Origin of the sequence: Bradyrhizobium betae (genome assembly GCF_008932115.1) — a bacterium.
Lineage (GTDB): Bacteria > Pseudomonadota > Alphaproteobacteria > Rhizobiales > Xanthobacteraceae > Bradyrhizobium > Bradyrhizobium betae.
Window position 1 is genome coordinate 1,025,522 of record NZ_CP044543.1, and the last position, 18,125, is coordinate 1,043,646.

An 18,125-nucleotide genomic window follows, 5' to 3' on the forward strand; every position below is an offset into this window, starting at 1 on the left:
CGCGCACCGGCCGCTCCCGGCCATTCGGGCCCCTGAACACCATGACCACCGACCGATCTGGGAATGCCAGCCGCCTGGCAGGCCGCTTCACGCTCGCGACCAAGCTCTACGCGATCTTCGCGTTGTTCGCGCTGCTCACCGCCGCGATCGCGCTGCTGTCCGACTACAACAGCCGCCGCGGCGCCGAGCTGACCAGCGCGATCGAAACCGCGAACGCGGCGGCGCTGAACGTCGAGCGCGTCAACTCGCTGGTCTATGCCGTGGTGATGGAGTCGCGCGGCGTCTACATGTCGGCCGAACCGGCGGTGGTGAAGAAATACGGCGAGGGCCTGCTCAAGTTCAACGAGCAGATCCTGAGCGTCGTGAAGGGTTGGGAGGGCATCGTCAAAGCCGACGATGCCGAGCAGTTTGCCACCTTCAAGAAGCGCATCGAGCAGTTCGTCGACTTCCGCAAGGAGCTGGTGCGGCGCGGCGTCGAGATCAACGCGGCCGCTGGGCGCGAATGGGGCGACAACGACGCCAACCGCGCCGTGCGCTCGGCGCTGAACAAGGATCTCGAGGCGCTGTCCAAGGTCTATGCCGGGCGCGCCAAACAGATCGCGCAGCAGACCGAGACCAATCGCACGTTGTCCTTCGTGCTGACCTGCCTCGGCGGCGTGGCGCTGGCGCTGGTCGTGATCGGCATCGTCATCATCGCCCGCTCGATCGCGCGGCCTCTCTCGGCCATCACGGCAACCATCAAGCAGGTCGCCGACGGCGCAGACAATGTCGTGGTGCCGCACTCCGACCGCGCCGACGAGATCGGGGCGCTGGCACGCGCCATCCAGATCTTCCAGGACGCGATGGGCCGCAACCGCAACCTCGCCTCGCAGGTCTCGCTGGACTCGGCGGCGCGCGAGCAGCGCGCCCTTCACATCGAGCAATCGGTCGAAGAATTCCGCGGCGCCATCGGCGCGGTCATGCGCGGCCTCAGCGACAACGCCTCCGTCATGCGCGAGACGGCGCAAACCATCACCCGCGTCACCGCGGACGCGAGCAGCCGCGCCGGCATGGCTGCGAAGGCCACCGAGCGGGCCGCGCGCAACGTCACCGCGGTGGCGAGTGCCGCCGAGGAGCTGTCAGCCTCCGTCGAGGAGATCGATCGCCAGGTGCAGCAATCTGCCGGCGCGGTCGTGCAGACCGGACAGCGCACCGAAAAATCGATCACCGAGATCGAAAGTCTCGCGGCCGTCACACAGCGCATTGACGGTGCGCTTGGCCTGATCCAGGCCATCGCCGAGCAGACCAATCTGCTCGCGCTCAACGCCACCATCGAGGCCGCCCGCGCCGGCGAAGCCGGCCGCGGCTTTGCCGTCGTGGCTCACGAGGTGAAGGCGCTCGCCGGCCAGACCGCAAAGGCCACCGCCGAGATCAGCGAGAGCATCACCATGATCCAGGCGTCGACGCGCAACGCGGTCGATGCCGTCCGCGGGATCGGCGGCGCGGTGCACGAGATCAACGAGGTCACCACAGCCATTGCCGGCGCCGTCAGCCAGCAGGACGCGGCCACGCGCGAGATCTCCTCCAACGCGCAATCAGCCGCGCAGGGCAACGAGACCCTCGTGGCGAACATCGCCTCGCTCCGCGACGCCATCGGCGAGACCGACACGGCGGCATCCTCGGTGCTGACGGCGGCGAGCAGCCTGACCACGACGGCGGACACGCTGTCGCGCGAGGTGGAAAAGTTCTTCCAGAACCTGCGCTCGGGGTCGGCGGACGGCCGTAGCGCCAAGGCGGGATGACGCCACGTCCGCCGCTGCGGAAATAGCAGCCACGCACTCCATCCTAATCCTGAGGGCCCGCCGTAGGCGGGCGTCTCGAAGGATGGCCACAGGCGAGCTCTCTGCCGTGTTTTTCCCCACGTGCGATAGCCCCACACTTCGATTCGCATTTTGCCTCATCCCGCGATACTGATCCATCGCGGCAAGAGATCAACGTGCGCCGGCGCGACTGAACTTTCGTCAGATTGTACAAGCAAGACCAAGAAGGAATTCCATGAGCCAGACGCGGCGCGTTCTCTCGGCGCAGATTGCCCACGAGACCAACACTTTCTCGATCGTTCCAACCACGCTCGAGGACTATCGAAAGCGACTATTTCTCCTCGATGCCGAGATCGCGCCGGCGCTGGCCGACACCCGAATGGAGATCGCCGCCCATCTGGCCGCAGCCAAACGTTACGGCTGGACCCTGGTGCAGCCGATCGCCGCCTCGGCCACCCCATCCGGGAAGGTGACGGCCGAGTGCTGGGCCGAACTGCAGCGCCTGGTCTACGCGGCCTGCGAAACGGGGCCGCTCGACGGCGTCATCCTGGCATTGCATGGCGCGATGGTGACCGAGACAGACGACGACGCCGAGGGGGCGCTGCTCGAAGGCTTGCGCAAGCGCCTGGGCGATAAGATCCCGATCGCGGTGACGCTCGATCTGCATGCCAACGTCACCGAACGGATGGGCCGGCTGGCCAACATCATGCTGCCCTACCGAACCTACCCGCATATCGACCAGTATGAAACGGCGTTCCGCGCCGCTGAACTGCTGCAGTCGGCGATGGACGGCAAGACCCGCCCGAAAGTCTTCCGCCTGCAGGGACCTCTGCTCGAGGGATGCAATCACGGCCGGACCCAGGGCGGCGTGATGAGCGACCTGCTGGCGCGCGCCGCGGAGATGCAAACGCAAACGCCCGGCCTTCTGTCCGTCGACGTCTGCGCGGGCTTCAGCCGCTCGGACATTGCCGAGGTCGGCCCCAGCGTTCAGGTCACCTATGATGCCTCCCACAACGCCGCCGAGGCGGCCGCCCGGCAGGCCGCGACCGCGCTCAACGACGAGATGGTCCGCCGGCGCGCCGAAGCCACCGTCACGGTGCTCGACTTGCCGACCGCGACGCAACTTGCCGTCTCAGCCGCAGCCGATGCCGCGGATACCCGCCCCCTCGTGATCGCCGACTTCAGCGACAACCCGGGTTCGGGCGCCTACGGCGACGGTGTGCGCCTGCTGGAGGCGCTGCTGCAGGCCGAGGTCCGAAGCGTGCTGTTCGGCGTCCTCGGCGATCCCGAAGCCGCGGCCCGCTGCCATGAAGCGGGCCTCGGGGCCAGCCTCGATGTCGTCGTCGGCGCCAAGCGCGATCCCGCCAGCTATGGACCTCCGCTGACGCTGACCGGACGGGTGACGGGCCTGTCGGGCGGCGCCTTCGTCTGCGAGGGGCCGATGAATGCCGGTCAGCCCATGACGCTGGGGCCCGCGGCCTTGCTCGAGGTCAACGGCATCTCCATCGCGATTTCGACCAACACGCTGCAGACCTACGATCAGGAAATGTTCCGCATTCTCGGCGCAGAACCGGCTCAATTCCGCATCGTCGCGGTCAAGTCCGCGCACCACTTCCGGGCTGCCTTCGGGCCGATGGCCAAGGAGGTGATCCTGGCCGACAGCGGCGGCCTTGCCACCTTTGACCACACCAAGCTGTCCTACCGAAAAGTCCGCCGTCCCGTCTGGCCGCTCGACGAGATCCCGGCGGGCTGATCTGCCGGCCCGGGCTTCTGCTCGACGGCACGCCGAAGATTCACTTGATCCGGCGCGCCGCCGATGCGGATGAAACGCTTCCCCGTCATTTCCCGTCGAGGAAAGCGCGCACCTTGCTCACGGTCTGCGCCGGCTGCTCTTCCATGATCCAATGTCCGGAGCCGGTGATGATGCCGCCGTCGACCCTGGTGCCGACGTCGCGCATGATCGCAGCTTGCTGATCGCCAAAGGACTTTTCGGCGCCAAGAGCAAGGATCGGCATGTTCAGCTTGGTCCCGGCAAAAACCTTGTTGTCGGCGGCGTCCTTGCCGAACGCGGCGAACTGCTCGAAGGCGTAGTGCATGTTGCCGGGCCGGGCGTAGAGCTTCGCATAATGGTTGCGCGTCGCTTCGTCGATGGCCTTGGGATCAGCCGACAGCTCGTTGTAGAACCGGTCGAGATAGATGCGCTCGCGGCCCTTGACGAGGCGATCGACGTCGGGCCCGCGGAAATTGAAGTGCCACAGCATGGGGCTTTTCAGGATTTCGTCCCAGGGACCGATACCCGGCAGCGGCGCGTCGATGACGACCCATTTGGTGATGCGATCGGAATATTGCGCCGCCAGCGCATAGCCAACCATGTTGCCGATGTCGTGAGTCACCAGATCGGCCTTCTGGACATTGAGCTTGTCCATGAGCATGGCGATGTCGACGCCCTGGTTTTTCTTGTCGTAGCCGCCTGCGGATTGCGACGACAGCCCCATCCCGCGCAGGTCCGGAACGATCACGGTGTGGTCCTTGTAGAGCGCCTTGGCGAGCGGCGCCCACATGTCGCCGGTGTCGGCAAATCCATGCAGGAGCACGACCGCAGGTCCCTTTCCGCCAACGCGGACATGCAGGGTGACGCCGTTGACCGAGACACGCTCGATTCTGAAATCCGCGGGAAAGGGCTCGACCGCCGCAAGCGCGGATCGGCCGCTACAGATGATCAGGATGGTGAGGATGGAGGCGAAAATGGCCGCGATGGACCGCGCGCCGGAGGTCCGGCTGCCCGGGACGAAACTGAACATTGTTGACCTGCTCGCAGATGTGCCGAGCGCAACAACGTCGGCAGTGACGCACCAAAGAATCCGGCGCATCAGAGCACACCATGCTACCTACTGACCAGATGCGCACACAAATTTTTGCGCGATCGCCCGAAAAGCTGTCTGCCTACGCGATCACCCCGCCGCGCTTGATCAGTTCCTTGCCCACGGCGGCCAGATGCACCTGATCCGGCCCGTCGCCGATGCCGATGAAGCGGGCGTAGACATAGGCGCGGGCCAGGAAAGTATCCTGCGAGACGCCGGCGGCGCCGTGGATCTGGATGGCGCGGTCGATGACGCGGGCGGCCATGCTGGGCACCACGATCTTGGCGGCGGCGATCAGGTCGCGCGCGGCCTTGTTGCCTTCGCGGTCCATCCTGTCGGCGGCTTGCAGCGTGAGCAGACGGGCCTGCGCGATCTCGCAGAAGGAATGTGCAATGTCCTCCTTGACCGAGCCCTGCTCGGCGAGCGGCTTGCCGAAAGCGACGCGGGAGACCGCACGCTGGCACATCAATTCCAGCGCGCGCTGGGCGCAGCCGATCAGGCGCATGCAGTGGTGGATGCGGCCGGGCCCGAGCCTGCCCTGCGCGATCTCGAAGCCGCGGCCTTCGCCGAGCAGGATGTTCTCAGCGGGCACTCGGACGTTCTCGTAGACGATCTCGGGGTGACCGACCGGCGCGTCGTCATAGCCGTAGGTGAGCATGTCGCGGACGATGCGCACGCCCGGCGTGTTTTTGGGCACCAGGATCATGGATTGCTGGCGATGACGGTCGGGATCGTCGGGCGCGGTCTTGCCCATCACGATCAGGATCTCGCAATCCTCGTTCATCGCACCCGAGGTGAACCATTTGCGTCCGTTGATGACGTAGCTGTCACCGTCGCGCTTGATCTTGCACTGGATGTTTGTGGCATCGCTGGAGGCGACCTGCGGCTCCGTCATCGAGAAGCCGGAGCGGATGCGCCCCTCCAGCAGCGGCTTCAGCCAGCGCTCCTGCTGCGCCGGCGTGCCGTAATTGGCGAGCACCTCCATGTTGCCGACGTCCGGCGCCGAGCAGTTGAACACCTCGGGCGCCCAGAGGATGCGGCCCATGATCTCTTTCACCGGCGCATATTCGAGATTGGTAAGCCCGGGACCGTGCTCGCCGGAGAGGAACAGGTTCCAGAGCCCCTGCTCGCGCGCCAGCCGCTTCAGGTCCTGCAGGACCTGCGGCGTCCTGTAACGCGTGGCCTCAGGCTTCACCTGCTCGTAATAGAGCTCCTCCACCGGCTCGACATGCGTCCGCATGAACTGGCGGACGCGCTGTTGAAGCTCCAGCGAACGGGCGGAGTGTTGAAAGTCCATGGTGTTCTCCTCTTCCCTTCTCCCCTTGTGGGAGAAGGTGGCGCGAAGCGCCGGATGAGGGGTCTCTCTCCGCGAACGCAACAGACAGTTTCGCGCGCGGAGAGAAACCCCTCACCCGGCTCGCCGCTTCGCGACGATCCACCCTCTCCCACAAGGGGAGAGGGTGCACCGTTCCCGTAGCCCCTCACTCGGCCTTGTGCCTCACGTCCCCCGCAGCAGCTCGCTCGCCACGACCCAGTCGTTGCCGTCGAACTGCAGCATATAGCCGTCCTTGATCGGGCGGAAATCCTGCGGCGTGGTGTTGAGCGTGATGCCCGGCAGCAGCAGCGACAGCGGCACGTTCTTCAGGTTCGTCGCCTGCGCCATGATGTTCTCGCGCGTCAGATTGTCCTTGCACTGCTTCAGCACCACCACCAGCGCCTCGGCCACCGTATAGCCGTAGAGCGCGGCGACGTTGTTGATGTCGGCATTGGGCAGCCGCTTCTTGACGAAGTCGATATAGGCCGACATCGCCGGATCGTCCTTCGGGTGCTCGACGAACGGCTTGAGCGAGCCGAGCGACAGCACGCCCTTGCCGGCATCGAGGCCGGCCGGCACCATCACGGTCGCCTTGTTGGCGCAGCCGCTTGCCAGGAAGCGCGTCGCCACCCAGCCGACTTCATGAGCTTTCCGGATCGCCTGCGCGCAGGCGCGCGGCGTCACGGAGTAGATCATGAAGACATCGGCCTTGGTGCTCGCCAGCGTCAGCACCTGGGAATCGACGGTGGGATCGGTGACCTCGAAGCTCGAGGCCATCGCGATCGCCTTGTCGGCATCGGCGCCGAGCGCTTCCTTGACGCCGCGAAGATATTCCTTGCCGGCGTCGTCGTTCTGGTAGAGCACCGCGAAGCGCGCATTCGGGTTCTTGGTGCGGGCATAGGCGACGTCGATCGCGGCCTCGCTGGTGTAGTTCGGCGCCCAAGGCAGCGCCATCGACCACGGCATGTTGGCGGGGTCGTTCCATTTCGAGGCCGAGCTGATCAGGAACAGCTGCGGCACCTTGTTGCTGTTGAGATATTTCGCGATCGCCGAGCTCGGCGCGGTGCCCATGGTGGCGAAGATGAAGGCGACGCCATCGCCCTCGACCAGACGCCGCGCGGCTTCCATGGTCTTGGGCGGCGAGAACGCGTCGTCGAGCGACATGAGATTGAGCTTGCGGCCGTTGACCCCGCCCTTCTCGTTGACCTCGTCGAAATAGGCAGCAATCACTCGGCCGGTGATGCCGAGCGGCGACGCCGGGCCGCTATAGGGCATGGTGTTGCCGATCTTGATCTCGGTGTCGCTGACGCCGGGACCGTAGGATTTCTGCGCGGAGGCGGGCATCGACAAGCAGGCGGCAGCCAGCGCTGCGGCCAGGGCCAAAGCGGCTTTCATGGTTTCTCCCCAGTGATTATCGTCCGCGCGGCGCGGCGTGCTGCTTTTTGTCAGCGCGTCAGATCAGCGGAGTTCCGCAAGATGGTCTTGCGTCGAGTTGCTGGTAAGCTAGTGGCGCTGCTTCAGGCTGAAGCCGAGACTGATCCAGCCCGCGCCGGCCATGATCAGGTCGATGCCGAGGAACAGGCCGAGGATGTAGACGCTGTTCACCGGCCAGCGCGCCAGGATCAACAGACCGAGCAGCAGCGTGATGACGGCGGACAGCGCCACCCAGACCCACGGACTTTCGCGCTTCATGCTGAAGGCGAGAAACAGCCGCACCGCGCCCGAGGCGATCAGCGACGCGCCGAGGAACAGCGTCAGCAGCACTGCCGCGAATACCGGGTTCTCGAAGGTCAGGAAGCCCGCGACGACATAGAGCACGCCGAGCAACGCCCAGATCAGGAACTTGCCCCAGCTCTTCAACTGGAACGCGCCGATGATCTCGGCCGCGCCGGCGACGATCATCATGGCGCCGACCACGATCACGCTCGCCACCGTCGCCATCACCACGCTGCCGAGCGCGACGAAGCCGGCGACGAGATAGACCACACCGAGCGCGACGATCCAGCCCCATTTGGCATGCAGCGCCGCGATGCCGGAGCCGAGGCTTGAATGATGAGATGTATCCGAAGCACTGGTCATGACGCCACTCCCGCATGTGAAGCCCGGAGGCACAATTCAGGATAGCATGGGCCGGACCGGGACGACAGACAGCAAAGCAGCCCGGGCCGGCCGAACATTGACGCAAATCAAGATCGCATGCGGAGCTTCGCTCGCAGCGCCTCCTTGGAAGCTCAGCCGCGCTCCGCCGCCTCGCGCACATCGAGCACCGCCTGCGCCCATTCGGCGGGGCGTTCCTGCGGCAGATTGTGGCCGGCCCCGGCGAATACGCGCCGCTCGAAAAATCCCTCGAACTTCCTCGCATGATGGGCGGTGCCGGGATTGACGCCGTCGCTGTCGCCGTCGATCGCAATGGTCGGCACGCGCACCGGCGGCTGGCCTGCAAGCTTCGCCTCGATCGCGGCATAGGCGGGATCGCCCGCGACCAGCGCGTAGCGATGGCGATAGGAATGGATGACGACGTCGACGAAATCGGGGTTGTCGAACGACGCCGCGCTTGTCTCGAAGGTCGCGTCGTCGAACGCCCAGGTCGGTGACCACATTGACCAGAGCTGGCGCGCAAAGCCGCGGCGGTTCCGCTCCAGCGCGCGGCGGCCGCGCTCGTTGTGGAAGAGATATTGATACCAGAGCGCCGCTTCCTCCGGCGGCGAAGCCGGCTCCATCGCGCGGGCGATGTTCTGGATGTTATAGGAATTGCCGGAGACGAGCCCGATCACGCGCTCGGGATACAGCACCGAGACGACGCAGGCCGCGCGCCCACCCCAGTCATAACCGCCGACGACCGCGCGTTCGATGTCGAGCGCGTCCATGAACGCGAGCAGATCGGCACCCAGCGCCGCCTGCTCGCCGGAGCGCAAGGTCTCGGCGTAGCGAAATCGCGTCGGCCCGTAGCCGCGCAGCCAGGGCACCAGCACCCGCGCGCCTGCCGCTGCAATGATCGGCGCGGCCTCGGCATAGGCGTTCACGTCATAGGGAAAACCATGGCCCATGATGCAGGGCCAGCCATCGGGCGCGCCGTAGTCGAGATAGGCGATCTCCAGCACATCGGTGGTGACGATTTTCGGCTGCATGCTGCGCACCTCGCTTCGCGGGCAGGATAAATCGGCTGCCACAAACGATCCATCCCCTTTTGGGCATCGTTTCCTCATCGAACCCAGGCGATCGAGAGGGGCAGCATGGTCTATGTCTCCATGACCGGCTTTCGTCCCCGGGGCATCGCGCAATTGCCGGTGTTCTGGTGGCGGACGATCCGGTCATTCACACAGGCGCAACGCGCACCCGGCAATCTTGTGGCCGCGGGCCGGCTCGTCGACGGGGTCTATCATACCATGACGGTGTGGTCGGACCTGGCCAGCATGCGCGCCTTCGTGGCAAGCGGCGCGCATCTGAAGGCGATGAAGAATTTTCGGCAGCTCGGAAGCGGCCGGACCCATGGTTTCGCCTGCGACGAAATTCCCGAGTGGAGCACCGTCTACGACCTCTGGAGGCGCGATGGTCGCGATATCTGACCGCGACCTCAGGCGGCCACGACCTTCGCGCGCTCGTCCTGTGCCTCCTGCCCGGGTTCCGCGGCTTTCTGCTCGTCGATCATCCGGTTGATGACATCGACCGGCATCGGTCGGCCGAACAGATAGCCCTGCACGCTGTCACAGCCTTCCTCGCGGAGGAAATCCAGATGACGCGTGGTCTCGACGCCCTCGGCCAGCACGGGAATGTTGAGACTGCGCCCGAGCAGCAGCGTCGCCTTGACGATCGCGGCCGCATGCACGCTGGTCTCGACCGCCTGGACGAAGCTCTTGTCGACCTTGATCTTGTCGAACGGAAAGGCCTGCAGCGTCGACAGCGAGGAATAGCCGGTGCCGAAATCGTCCATGGCGACGGTCACGCCAATGCTCTTCAGGGCAAGCACCACCTGGAGCGCATGCTGGCGGTCGGCGATGATGCCGCTCTCGGTCAGCTCGATCTCCAGCCGCGCCGGCGGCAGTCCCGTTTCCTTCAGAATTTCCGCGACCCGCCGCGACAGGTCGTGGTTCAGCTGCATCGGCGCGACGTTCACCGCGACCTTGTACGGCAGGCGCCACCGCGCGGCGGTCTGGCAGGCCGTCCGCATCACCCAGTCGCCGATCTCGATGATCAGGCCGGTCTCTTCCGCGATCGGAATGAAGGCATCCGGCGGGATTCGCCCCTTCTGCGGGTGGTTCCAGCGGATCAGGGCTTCGAAGCCGACGATCCCTCCGGTCTGCGTATCGTTCTGGACCTGATAGTACAGTTCCAGCTCGTTGCCGATCAGCGCGCGCTTCAGATCGATCGCAAGCTCGGCGCGGGTGCGGCTGGCCTCGTCCATCGACGGCTCATAGGTGCAGATCTTGCCGCGGCCGAGGCTCTTCGCGCGATACATCGCAAGGTCGGCGCGCTGGGTGAGACACTCGCCGGTCTGCCCGTGCTCGGGAAACAGGGCAACGCCGATGCTGCAACCGACCGCAAGGGTCTGATGCTGCCACTCGACCGGCTCGAGCACGACCTTGCGCAGCCGCTCGGCGAACTTCACCGCCTCTCCGCGCGCGAAAATCTCGCTCTTGACGGCGACGAATTCGTCGCCGCCGATCCGGGCCAGGAACTCGCCCTCCCGCAATTCGCCGGAGATGCGCCGTGCCACCTGCTGCAGCAGATAGTCGCCTCCGATATGGCCGTGGACGTCGTTGATGTCCTTGAAGCGATCGAGATCGATCGCCAGCACGACGACGCGCGCGGTGTCGTCGCCACGTCCGGCAATCAGATCGTGCAGCCGCTGCGACAGGCCGTTGCGGTTCGGCAGACCGGTGAGCGGGTCGTGCATCGCCAGTTGCTTGTAACTTTCGGTCGCTTCGTTGGCGGCCTGCAGGTCGATCGCGTAGGCCGAGGCTCCCATCGCCATCATCAGGCTGACCCCGACGATGACACTGGTGATCATGAAAGTGTCGGACAGGGTCTGCGGCGGCACGGCCATGTCGAAGACCGGGTATATCGTCACGGCGGCCATGCCGGTGAAATGCAGCGAGACGATCGCCAGGATCATCGCGAGCGTGCCGCCATATTTGCAGAAGCGGGTGATCGGCCGCGCAATGCGGTTGGCGGCCACGGCGCCGAAGCCGGCCGCGAACACGACGGAGAGTGCAACGAGCGGGTAGTTCCAGCCGAGCACGCCCGGGATCTCGAAACCCGCCATCCCCGTGTAATGCATCGCGGCGATGCCAAGACCGAAGATCGCGCCGCCGCCCTCGATCGCGGGTCCGAGCCGCGTGCGGGTCGTCATGAAGAATCCCACCCAGGCCAGGATCACGGCGATCATCAGCGAAGCAAACGACAGCGCTGGTTCAAAGGCGCGCGCGACCGGCGCATTGTAGCCGAGCATGGCCGCAAAATGGGTGGTCCAGACGGTGCCGCCCGCAACCAGTCCGGACAGGAACAGCAGATGCAACCGCCGCATGCCGGTATTGCGACGAACCCGCGCCAGCAGCCGCATCGACAGCAGCGAGCCCAGCACGCAGACGAGCGCCGCAGCTATGACGTAGCTGAGGTCATGCTGCGCAGGCAGACAGGTCAGGGCTTGCCACATCGAATGATTTCTCCCGAATGCGAGATACGGGCTTGGCGTGAGAACGGATCAGAGCAGTTCGAATGTTGGTTAGAAAAGTGCGAATGGCGGCCCGGCGCATGGAAGCGCAGGCAGGCGATCGGGCCATGCCGGGCCTTAAAAGCCGGTTAGGGCGCCCCTCCCGCACCGGCTTTGAAGGGAACAAAGCGCAAGCAGTATGAAGAAGGGGTGAGCGGCCACTGCGCCACTGACGGCAACTGGAACCCCGCTTGTCGCAGGCCGGACGAACGCCTAAGACATGACCACCCGGCAGGTGATCCAAACGGCGGCGTCCATCGTTTCCGAGCGGATATACCAACCGAGGCTTCATGAACGCCGGTCTTCCAGCCCTGAGCAGGTCCGTACGGAGCAGGCCCTCCCTGCCCGCTCGTCGCTGGATCCGGTTGCAACGGACACCATTGGAAAGGCCCAAGGCGACGGTGGAATGGGCTGAATTGATCGGACGTGTCGCGGCCCATGGCGATCGCGATGCCTTCAAGCTTCTGTTCGAGCATTTTGCTCCTCGCGTGAAGGGTCTCCTGATGAAGATCGGGACGGACGCCGACACCGCGGAGGAAATCGCGCAGAGCACGCTGCTTGCCGTCTGGCGCAAGGCGGCTCAATTCGATCCGTCGTCCGGCGGCGCAGCCGCGTGGATCTTCACCATCGCGCGGAATCTGCGCATCGACGCGGCCAGGCGCGCGGTGCGACAGGCGCGTGCCGACCAGCCCGGCTTCATCGATGACGCTGACGACGTCGTCGACTCACCTGAGATCCTCATGACCCGAGGCGAGGACGTCTCGCGCGTTGCGGCCGCGCTGCTTCGCCTGTCGGAGGAGCAATCCAGGGTGGTCCGGATGTCGTTTATCGAGGAGCGCCCACATGCAGAGATCGCCGAGAGCCTCGGCATTCCCCTTGGAACCGTGAAATCACGCATCCGACTGGCCATGAATCGGCTGCGAGACCTGCTGGACGAATCGACATGACCATCAGTCACCACCCACCGGACGAACTGCTTGCCGATTTCGCAACGGGCCGACTCGACGAGGCCGATCATCTCGTTGTCGCCGTGCACGTCGCGCAGTGCCCGGCGTGCCGCCGCTTTGCCGGGGCGATGGAGCATCTGGCCGGCGCCGCGCTCGAGGAGACCGCACCGGTTGCGATGAAGGCCGATGCGTTCGCGGCGATCATGGCGAAGCTCGATGAGCCGCAGCCGGCGCCGCGCGAGGATGCCCAGCCGCCTGCCGAGCTTCCGGATGAGGATTTGCCGGAGATATTGCGCCGCTGCCGGTTCGGCAAGCAACGCCGCGTGGCGCCCGGCCTGAAGCTTCAACCGATCATTCTGCCGAGCGCGAAACAGTCGCGCGCGTTCCTGCTGTGGTCCGCGCCCGGCGCACGCATGCTGCAACACTCTCACAGTGGAACGGAGCTGACCTGCGTGTTGAAGGGCAGCTTCAGTCACGAAGCCGGCCGCTACGGCCCGGGCGATTTCGATTTCGGCGACGGCGAGGTCGATCATCAGCCTGTCGTGGGGCCGGAGGAACCCTGCCTGTGTCTGGTCGCCATGACCGGAGACCTCGAATTGCATGGACTGCTTGGCCGGCTGATTTCGCCCTTCGTCCGGCTTTGAGCGCGGCCTCCGTTCGCGGAGGTGATCCAGCGCCGCGCGGGCATCGTTTCCTTGCTGACTGATGCGGGAGACGAGGCATGAGCTGCGGTCGCGCCGTTCAAAGGGATTCAAGCATCGAGCGGTTGAGTGCCCTGCTCCGGCGCGCCGGAAACGGCGACCAGCGGGCCTTTGCGGAATTGCACGCGTCGACCCGCAACAGGTTGCGCAAGACCGCACTGGCGGTGTCGCCATCGATCGTCGATCTCGACGATCTGCTTCAGGAAGCCTATCTGAAGATCTGGAAAAACGCCGCGAGTTTCGATTCACGACGCGCCTCGCCCATCACGTGGATGTGCACGATCATGCGCAACACCACAATCGACGCGCTCCGGCTGAAGCAGGTGGCCACGACCGATCTGGACGAAGCCTTGTCCGTGCCCGATGCAGGCGGGCGGGATACCGACCCGTTCGACTACGATCTCGTTCAGCCGATCGCGGCCGGTGTTCTCGACAGACTTCCACGGGATCGCCGGCATCTGCTCTCGCTCGCCTATCTCGAGGGTGAAAGCCGGCTGAGCCTGTCGCGGCGGTTCGGCGTGCCCGTCGGCACGATCAAGACCTGGCTGCATCGGACGCTCGCTTCGGTCCGCACCGATTGCCTGGCTTGTGCGTCAGGTGCTGCCGCACCGCAGCCCCATCCGTGAGCCTGCCATTGGACCGATCCAGCGGGCCGGAGGACGTCCGCCATCTCGTCGTCGTGCTCGGAGACCAGCTCGACGCCGACGGCGCCGCATTCGACGGCTTCGACCCCGCCCACGACCTCGTGCTGCAGATGGAGGTGATCGAAGAGACCTCGTACATCCCGCAGCACAAAAAGCGCATCGCCTATTTCCTCGCCTCGATGCGACACTTCAGGGACGAACTGATCGCGCGCGGGCGGCGTGTGCACTATGTCTACATCGACGAGCACGACAATACCGGGCGCTTCGAAACCGAGATCGCGCGGGCCCAGCGTGGGTTCAGGCCCTCCCGGACGATTGTGGTCGAGCCGGGCGACTGGCGCGTCGCCGAGAAGCTGCGCCGCCTGCCGCAGGTGCCGGAGATCCGCAGCGACAGCCACTTCCTGTGCTCGCGCGAGGAGTTTGCGGCCTTTTCTGAACGACATCCACGCCCGGTGCTTGAAACCTTCTACCGCGCCATGCGCCGGAAGACCGGGCTTCTGATGGATATCGCCGGACGACCTGTCGGCGGCGCGTGGAATTTCGACGCGGAGAATCGCAAATCCTTCGGCAGGACCAACCCCTCCATACCGCCGCGACCCGCATGTCCGCCCGACGCGATCACGACGGAGGTGCTGCGGCTCGTCGCCGCACGCTTCGCAGGCAGCCCTGGCAAGCTCGACGGCTTCGACCTGCCTGTCACGCGGACACAGGCGCTCGCGCAGCTGGACGACTTCGTTGCCGAGCGGCTGCCGCAGTTCGGCGACTATCAGGACGCGATGCGATCCGGCCAGCCTTTCCTCTACCACTCGGTCTTGTCGGGCCCGTTGAACCTGCACCAATTGCGCCCGCTGGAGGTCGTCCGGTCCGCGCTTCGAAACACCACGGCCCCGCTGAACGCGCTGGAAGGCTTCACCCGCCAGATCATCGGATGGCGAGAATTCGTCCGCGGCATCTACTGGCAGCGCATGCCGCACTATGCGCAAGCGAACGCGCTCGGCGCCGAATTGCCGATGCCGAAATTCTACTGGACCGGCGAGACCGACATGCGCTGCCTCGCCGAGGCGATTGGTCACACGATCGACTACGCCTATGCCCACCATATCGAGCGGCTGATGGTGCTCGGGCTGTTCGCCATGCTGCTGGGCGTGCGGCCCTACGACGTCCATCGCTGGCACATGTCGATGTTCTGGGATGCGGTCGATTGGGTTTCCCTGCCGAACACGCTCGGCATGAGCCAGCATGGCGACGGCGGCATTGTCGGCACGAAGCCCTACGCGGCGTCGGGCAACTACATCCACCGCATGAGCGATCATTGCCGGCATTGCCGCTTCGATCCCAAAAAATCGATCGGCGAGGATGCCTGTCCCTTTACCACGCTCTACTGGAATTTCCTGGACAAGCACCGCCATCGCTTCGCCGCCAACGGCCGGATGAAGAACCAGTATGCCAATCTGGCCCGCAAGGATGACGGAGAATTGCGCTCGATCCGGCGCCAGGCAGCCAGCATCGCCGAGGCCTTAACCTGAGCCGCGGCTCAGTTGAGCCAGAAAATGCTGGCGTTGAGCAGGGTGGCAAAAGCCACCCAGGCGAGATAGGGCACGAATAGCGCCGCGGCGACCCGGTCGGCCTGCCAACGCTCGACGATGAACCCGATGATGGACAGCAGCATCGCGACAATCACGGCCAGCGCCACGCCGGTGCGATGCCAGGTGAAGAAGACCGGCGACCAGGTGAAATTGAGCAGCATCTGCACGGTCCAGAGCAGCATGCCCGCACCGCGCGGCGTCCGCTCCCAGGTCCGTGCCCCGGCCAGCGCGATCAGCAGGTAGATCACGGACCACGCCGGCGCGAACACCCAGTTCGGCGGGTTGAACGGCGGCTTGGTCAGCCCGGCATACCAGCCGCCCGGCAGGTTTGTACTACCGATGACAAAGCCGATCCCGACCACGATCAGGATGAACAGTGCCACTCTTGCATAACTTGCCATTAGCCAACGTCGCGCGTGATACACATAGGGAGTATCGACTTAACGCTGCAGCAGCCGCATTGGATCACTGACGGGACGCGGCGCAACGCCCTGCTCGGCCTTATTTCTGGGGTCCTGACAGCGAAATCTCGCGCTCGGCGCGGAAGACGTTGCTGTAGAGGTTGGCGATCCACTGCCGGCCGATCTCGGTCTTGTTGAGATAACCGATCTCGGTCTGGATGTGGGGTGCGACGCTGTTCCAGTAGAACTGCGGATAGCGGTTCACGATGTCTGCGGGCGAGTCGTAGCCGAGTTGGCGGTTCATGCCGACCTCCTCGAACTCGTAATAGAGCGCGTTGGCCTTGCGCAGATAATTGGGATCACCAAGCTGGCCGATGAAATCGGCGGCGCGCAGGATCGAAGCGTCCTCGTCGTAGTCCTGGCCCTCGCGGGCCGGAAAACGCGTGCCCTCGATGGCGCGGGCGATGCGCTCGCTGTCGAGCCCCTCGACCGGCCGTAGCCGCTGCTCTACGTATAGTTTCGACCGGTCGACGTGATACATCATGAGACTGGCATCCGATGCACCCCGCGGCAGAGAGACCTTGCTCCCCGCCGCGTCGATCACGAAGCCGTCCTCGTCGTCGTCCTCGAACAGGCCACGGACGTAGCCGATGTCGTGGGCGAGGCAGGCGACGAGGATGTGGGTATAATCCTCCGCCGAGAGGTGCCCATGCAGATGCCGGCCCTGGAGGATCGCCTGGCCGGCCAGCGTCACCAGCATGGTATGCTCGATATTGTGGTAGAGGGCGTCACTGTTGCCGATGCACTCCAGTGCCGTGCGCGTCGCCCCCTCTACGATCCTGGCAGAGTCCTCGTCGTAGCGCCGACGCATGAACGTGCCCAGCAACTTCTCCAGGGATTCGGCCGCCAGTCTTGGCAACGTGATCATGGATTCAGCCCCGTTTGTCGGTGGTGTCCCACGCGTTCTCCCGACGCCCCGCTCTTGTCCTCGACGCAGGGGCCAGCATAGACCATCTTGGGCCACCTGACCAAATCCCGGGAACCCAAATTTGGCAATATGTTACAATCCCGCTACGCAACATCCCGGTTGAGGTCACATTTCGTCACACCTTGAGGGTGGGCAGGGAACGGTCCCGGTCCGACCGCCCCTTCAGGGCGCAGCCAGGATGTCGGCGCCCTCGGCCGAGCGCGACAGACTTCTGGCCAGATAGAACAATTCGACCAGTTTGCCGCGTCTGCCGGCCAACGAGAAGATGTATTCGGGCGACTCCGCCTTGATTTCTGCGATCGCCACCTTGGCGATACGGTCGACGCGGCTCGAGCCGTGCTCCCAGACAAACCCGACACCGAGCCGATTGGCGACCGCCTCCAGCATGCCCTCCCGCGTGTTGACGATGATCGCTGGACTTGCGCGCAGATTGACGGCGCGAAACGCCCTGTCCACGGCGCGCTGGGTCGACGAATCCCGGGTCCGAAACACCAGCGGATACTGCATCAGGCCGGCGACGGACACGCGCGATTCACGGCTCAGGTCGTGAACGGGATGGCAGATCGCGACGACGCGCTGCTGCACGCAGGGCTCGCGACGGAAGCGATTGTCCTGCGGCACCTCCGGCAGCACAGCGACGTCGACGCGCTGGTCGACCACCGCCGCCATGATCGCCGACCAGCTTCCGATCTCGATGTTGATCTGGATCTTCGGATAGAGATTGCGAAAGGCCGCGATCAGCGCCATGCCCGGCATGGCGTTGCCGAGCCCGATCCGAAGCTCTCCCCCCATCAGCTCATCGCGCTGCTCCAGGATGGCCAGCGCGTCCGCCTCGATCGCCTGCATGCGGTTTGTCGAGGCATAGAGCCGACGGCACAACGACGTCGCGACCAGGTTCTGGCCGTGCCGATCGAACAGCGCAACGGCGAATTCGGCCTCCAGGTCGCGCACAAGCTGCGCAACCGCAGGTTGCGACACGCCTAGTCGCCTGGCTGCGGCCGCAAAGCTGCCGGTCTCGAACACCGCATTGACCGCCCTGACGCGCGACGACGTCAGCGCCACGACACACATCCCAAGGCCGATATTCCCCGTTCAGGACCACCCAAAAGCAAAACCTGGGATGCCTATAAGCCAGGCCATTGATCGTTATGTGAATGTCGCACGCGCTCCCTA

16 protein-coding genes are annotated in these 18,125 nt (G+C 65.0%); 7 read left to right on the plus strand and 9 right to left on the minus strand.

Annotated features, from left to right (window positions below):
- Nucleotides 1-41 precede the first annotated feature (41 nt).
- Nucleotides 42-1,781, plus strand: a complete 1,740-nt coding sequence (locus F8237_RS05075; RefSeq protein WP_151642690.1) for a methyl-accepting chemotaxis protein — start codon at nt 42-44, stop codon at nt 1,779-1,781.
- 253 nt (nt 1,782-2,034) lie between these two features.
- Entirely contained in the window at nt 2,035-3,552 is a 1,518-nt protein-coding gene (locus tag F8237_RS05080) for a M81 family metallopeptidase (RefSeq protein ID WP_151642691.1), read from the plus strand.
- 85 nt (nt 3,553-3,637) lie between these two features.
- Here F8237_RS05080 and F8237_RS05085 read toward each other — a convergent pair whose 3' ends face one another.
- The 5 genes from F8237_RS05085 to F8237_RS05105 all read right to left on the minus strand — a co-directional run bounded on the left by F8237_RS05085 (nt 3,638) and on the right by F8237_RS05105 (nt 9,103).
- The gene (locus F8237_RS05085; RefSeq protein ID WP_151642692.1) at nt 3,638-4,600 is read right to left on the minus strand and encodes an alpha/beta fold hydrolase; all 963 of its coding nucleotides are present in this window, start codon (nt 4,598-4,600) and stop codon (nt 3,638-3,640) included.
- Nucleotides 4,601-4,742: 142 nt separating this feature from the next.
- On the minus strand, nt 4,743-5,957 hold the full coding sequence (locus F8237_RS05090) for an acyl-CoA dehydrogenase family protein (RefSeq protein ID WP_151642693.1): 1,215 nt from the start codon (nt 5,955-5,957) through the stop codon (nt 4,743-4,745).
- Between the two features lie 201 nt (nt 5,958-6,158).
- Nucleotides 6,159-7,370, minus strand: coding sequence for an ABC transporter substrate-binding protein (locus F8237_RS05095; RefSeq protein ID WP_151642694.1), 1,212 nt, complete (start codon nt 7,368-7,370; stop codon nt 6,159-6,161).
- Nucleotides 7,371-7,478: 108 nt separating this feature from the next.
- The gene (locus F8237_RS05100) at nt 7,479-8,054 is read right to left on the minus strand and encodes an HdeD family acid-resistance protein (protein ID WP_151642695.1); all 576 of its coding nucleotides are present in this window, start codon (nt 8,052-8,054) and stop codon (nt 7,479-7,481) included.
- A gap of 152 nt (nt 8,055-8,206) precedes the next feature.
- Nucleotides 8,207-9,103: an alpha/beta fold hydrolase gene (locus tag F8237_RS05105; RefSeq protein WP_162005880.1), complete on the minus strand. Its 897-nt coding sequence runs from the start codon at nt 9,101-9,103 to the stop codon at nt 8,207-8,209.
- Between the two features lie 105 nt (nt 9,104-9,208).
- Between F8237_RS05105 and F8237_RS05110 the strand changes: the two genes are divergently transcribed.
- A complete protein-coding gene (locus F8237_RS05110) occupies nt 9,209-9,541 on the plus strand; it encodes a DUF3291 domain-containing protein (RefSeq protein WP_151642697.1) in 333 nt (110 codons plus the stop codon).
- Between the two features lie 8 nt (nt 9,542-9,549).
- Here F8237_RS05110 and F8237_RS05115 read toward each other — a convergent pair whose 3' ends face one another.
- Entirely contained in the window at nt 9,550-11,628 is a 2,079-nt protein-coding gene (locus F8237_RS05115) for a putative bifunctional diguanylate cyclase/phosphodiesterase (RefSeq protein WP_151642698.1), read from the minus strand.
- Between the two features lie 458 nt (nt 11,629-12,086).
- Between F8237_RS05115 and F8237_RS05120 the strand changes: the two genes are divergently transcribed.
- From F8237_RS05120 to F8237_RS05135, 4 genes are all read left to right on the plus strand, one after another.
- Nucleotides 12,087-12,632 (plus strand): sigma-70 family RNA polymerase sigma factor, encoded by a 546-nt coding sequence (locus F8237_RS05120; RefSeq protein WP_151650463.1) that lies wholly within the window; start codon nt 12,087-12,089, stop codon nt 12,630-12,632.
- Nucleotides 12,629-13,276, plus strand: coding sequence for a ChrR family anti-sigma-E factor (locus F8237_RS05125; protein ID WP_151642699.1), 648 nt, complete (start codon nt 12,629-12,631; stop codon nt 13,274-13,276). The genes F8237_RS05120 and F8237_RS05125 overlap by 4 nt, the downstream gene beginning before the upstream one ends.
- Before the next feature lie 77 nt (nt 13,277-13,353).
- Complete coding sequence (locus tag F8237_RS05130; RefSeq protein ID WP_151642700.1) at nt 13,354-13,959, plus strand: RNA polymerase sigma factor; 606 nt, start codon at nt 13,354-13,356, stop codon at nt 13,957-13,959.
- Nucleotides 13,960-13,967: 8 nt separating this feature from the next.
- Nucleotides 13,968-15,503, plus strand: coding sequence for a cryptochrome/photolyase family protein (locus F8237_RS05135; RefSeq protein ID WP_244626076.1), 1,536 nt, complete (start codon nt 13,968-13,970; stop codon nt 15,501-15,503).
- An 8-nt stretch (nt 15,504-15,511) separates the two neighbouring features.
- On the opposite strand, the gene F8237_RS05140 is transcribed toward F8237_RS05135, so the two are convergent.
- The 3 genes from F8237_RS05140 to F8237_RS05150 form a co-directional block, all read right to left on the minus strand.
- Nucleotides 15,512-15,964, minus strand: coding sequence for a TspO/MBR family protein (locus F8237_RS05140; RefSeq protein ID WP_151642702.1), 453 nt, complete (start codon nt 15,962-15,964; stop codon nt 15,512-15,514).
- A gap of 100 nt (nt 15,965-16,064) precedes the next feature.
- Nucleotides 16,065-16,892 carry a metal-dependent phosphohydrolase gene (locus F8237_RS05145; RefSeq protein WP_151642703.1) on the minus strand — a complete coding sequence of 276 codons (828 nt, stop codon included), beginning with the start codon at nt 16,890-16,892 and terminating at the stop codon, nt 16,065-16,067.
- Between the two features lie 222 nt (nt 16,893-17,114).
- On the minus strand, nt 17,115-18,023 hold the full coding sequence (locus F8237_RS05150) for a LysR family transcriptional regulator (protein ID WP_244626077.1): 909 nt from the start codon (nt 18,021-18,023) through the stop codon (nt 17,115-17,117).
- Between the last annotated feature and the right edge of the window lie 102 nt (nt 18,024-18,125).

Coding starts and splice junctions, on each gene's coding strand:
- F8237_RS05075 (WP_151642690.1), top strand. CDS start 42: ATGACCACCGACCGATCTGGGAATGCCAGCCGCCTGGCAGGCCGCTTC.
- F8237_RS05080 (WP_151642691.1), top strand. CDS start 2,035: ATGAGCCAGACGCGGCGCGTTCTCTCGGCGCAGATTGCCCACGAGACC.
- F8237_RS05085 (WP_151642692.1), bottom strand. CDS start 4,600: ATGTTCAGTTTCGTCCCGGGCAGCCGGACCTCCGGCGCGCGGTCCATC.
- F8237_RS05090 (WP_151642693.1), bottom strand. CDS start 5,957: ATGGACTTTCAACACTCCGCCCGTTCGCTGGAGCTTCAACAGCGCGTC.
- F8237_RS05095 (WP_151642694.1), bottom strand. CDS start 7,370: ATGAAAGCCGCTTTGGCCCTGGCCGCAGCGCTGGCTGCCGCCTGCTTG.
- F8237_RS05100 (WP_151642695.1), bottom strand. CDS start 8,054: ATGACCAGTGCTTCGGATACATCTCATCATTCAAGCCTCGGCTCCGGC.
- F8237_RS05105 (WP_162005880.1), bottom strand. CDS start 9,103: ATGCAGCCGAAAATCGTCACCACCGATGTGCTGGAGATCGCCTATCTC.
- F8237_RS05110 (WP_151642697.1), top strand. CDS start 9,209: ATGGTCTATGTCTCCATGACCGGCTTTCGTCCCCGGGGCATCGCGCAA.
- F8237_RS05115 (WP_151642698.1), bottom strand. CDS start 11,628: ATGTGGCAAGCCCTGACCTGTCTGCCTGCGCAGCATGACCTCAGCTAC.
- F8237_RS05125 (WP_151642699.1), top strand. CDS start 12,629: ATGACCATCAGTCACCACCCACCGGACGAACTGCTTGCCGATTTCGCA.
- F8237_RS05130 (WP_151642700.1), top strand. CDS start 13,354: ATGAGCTGCGGTCGCGCCGTTCAAAGGGATTCAAGCATCGAGCGGTTG.
- F8237_RS05140 (WP_151642702.1), bottom strand. CDS start 15,964: ATGGCAAGTTATGCAAGAGTGGCACTGTTCATCCTGATCGTGGTCGGG.
- F8237_RS05145 (WP_151642703.1), bottom strand. CDS start 16,892: ATGATCACGTTGCCAAGACTGGCGGCCGAATCCCTGGAGAAGTTGCTG.
- F8237_RS05150 (WP_244626077.1), bottom strand. CDS start 18,023: ATGTGTGTCGTGGCGCTGACGTCGTCGCGCGTCAGGGCGGTCAATGCG.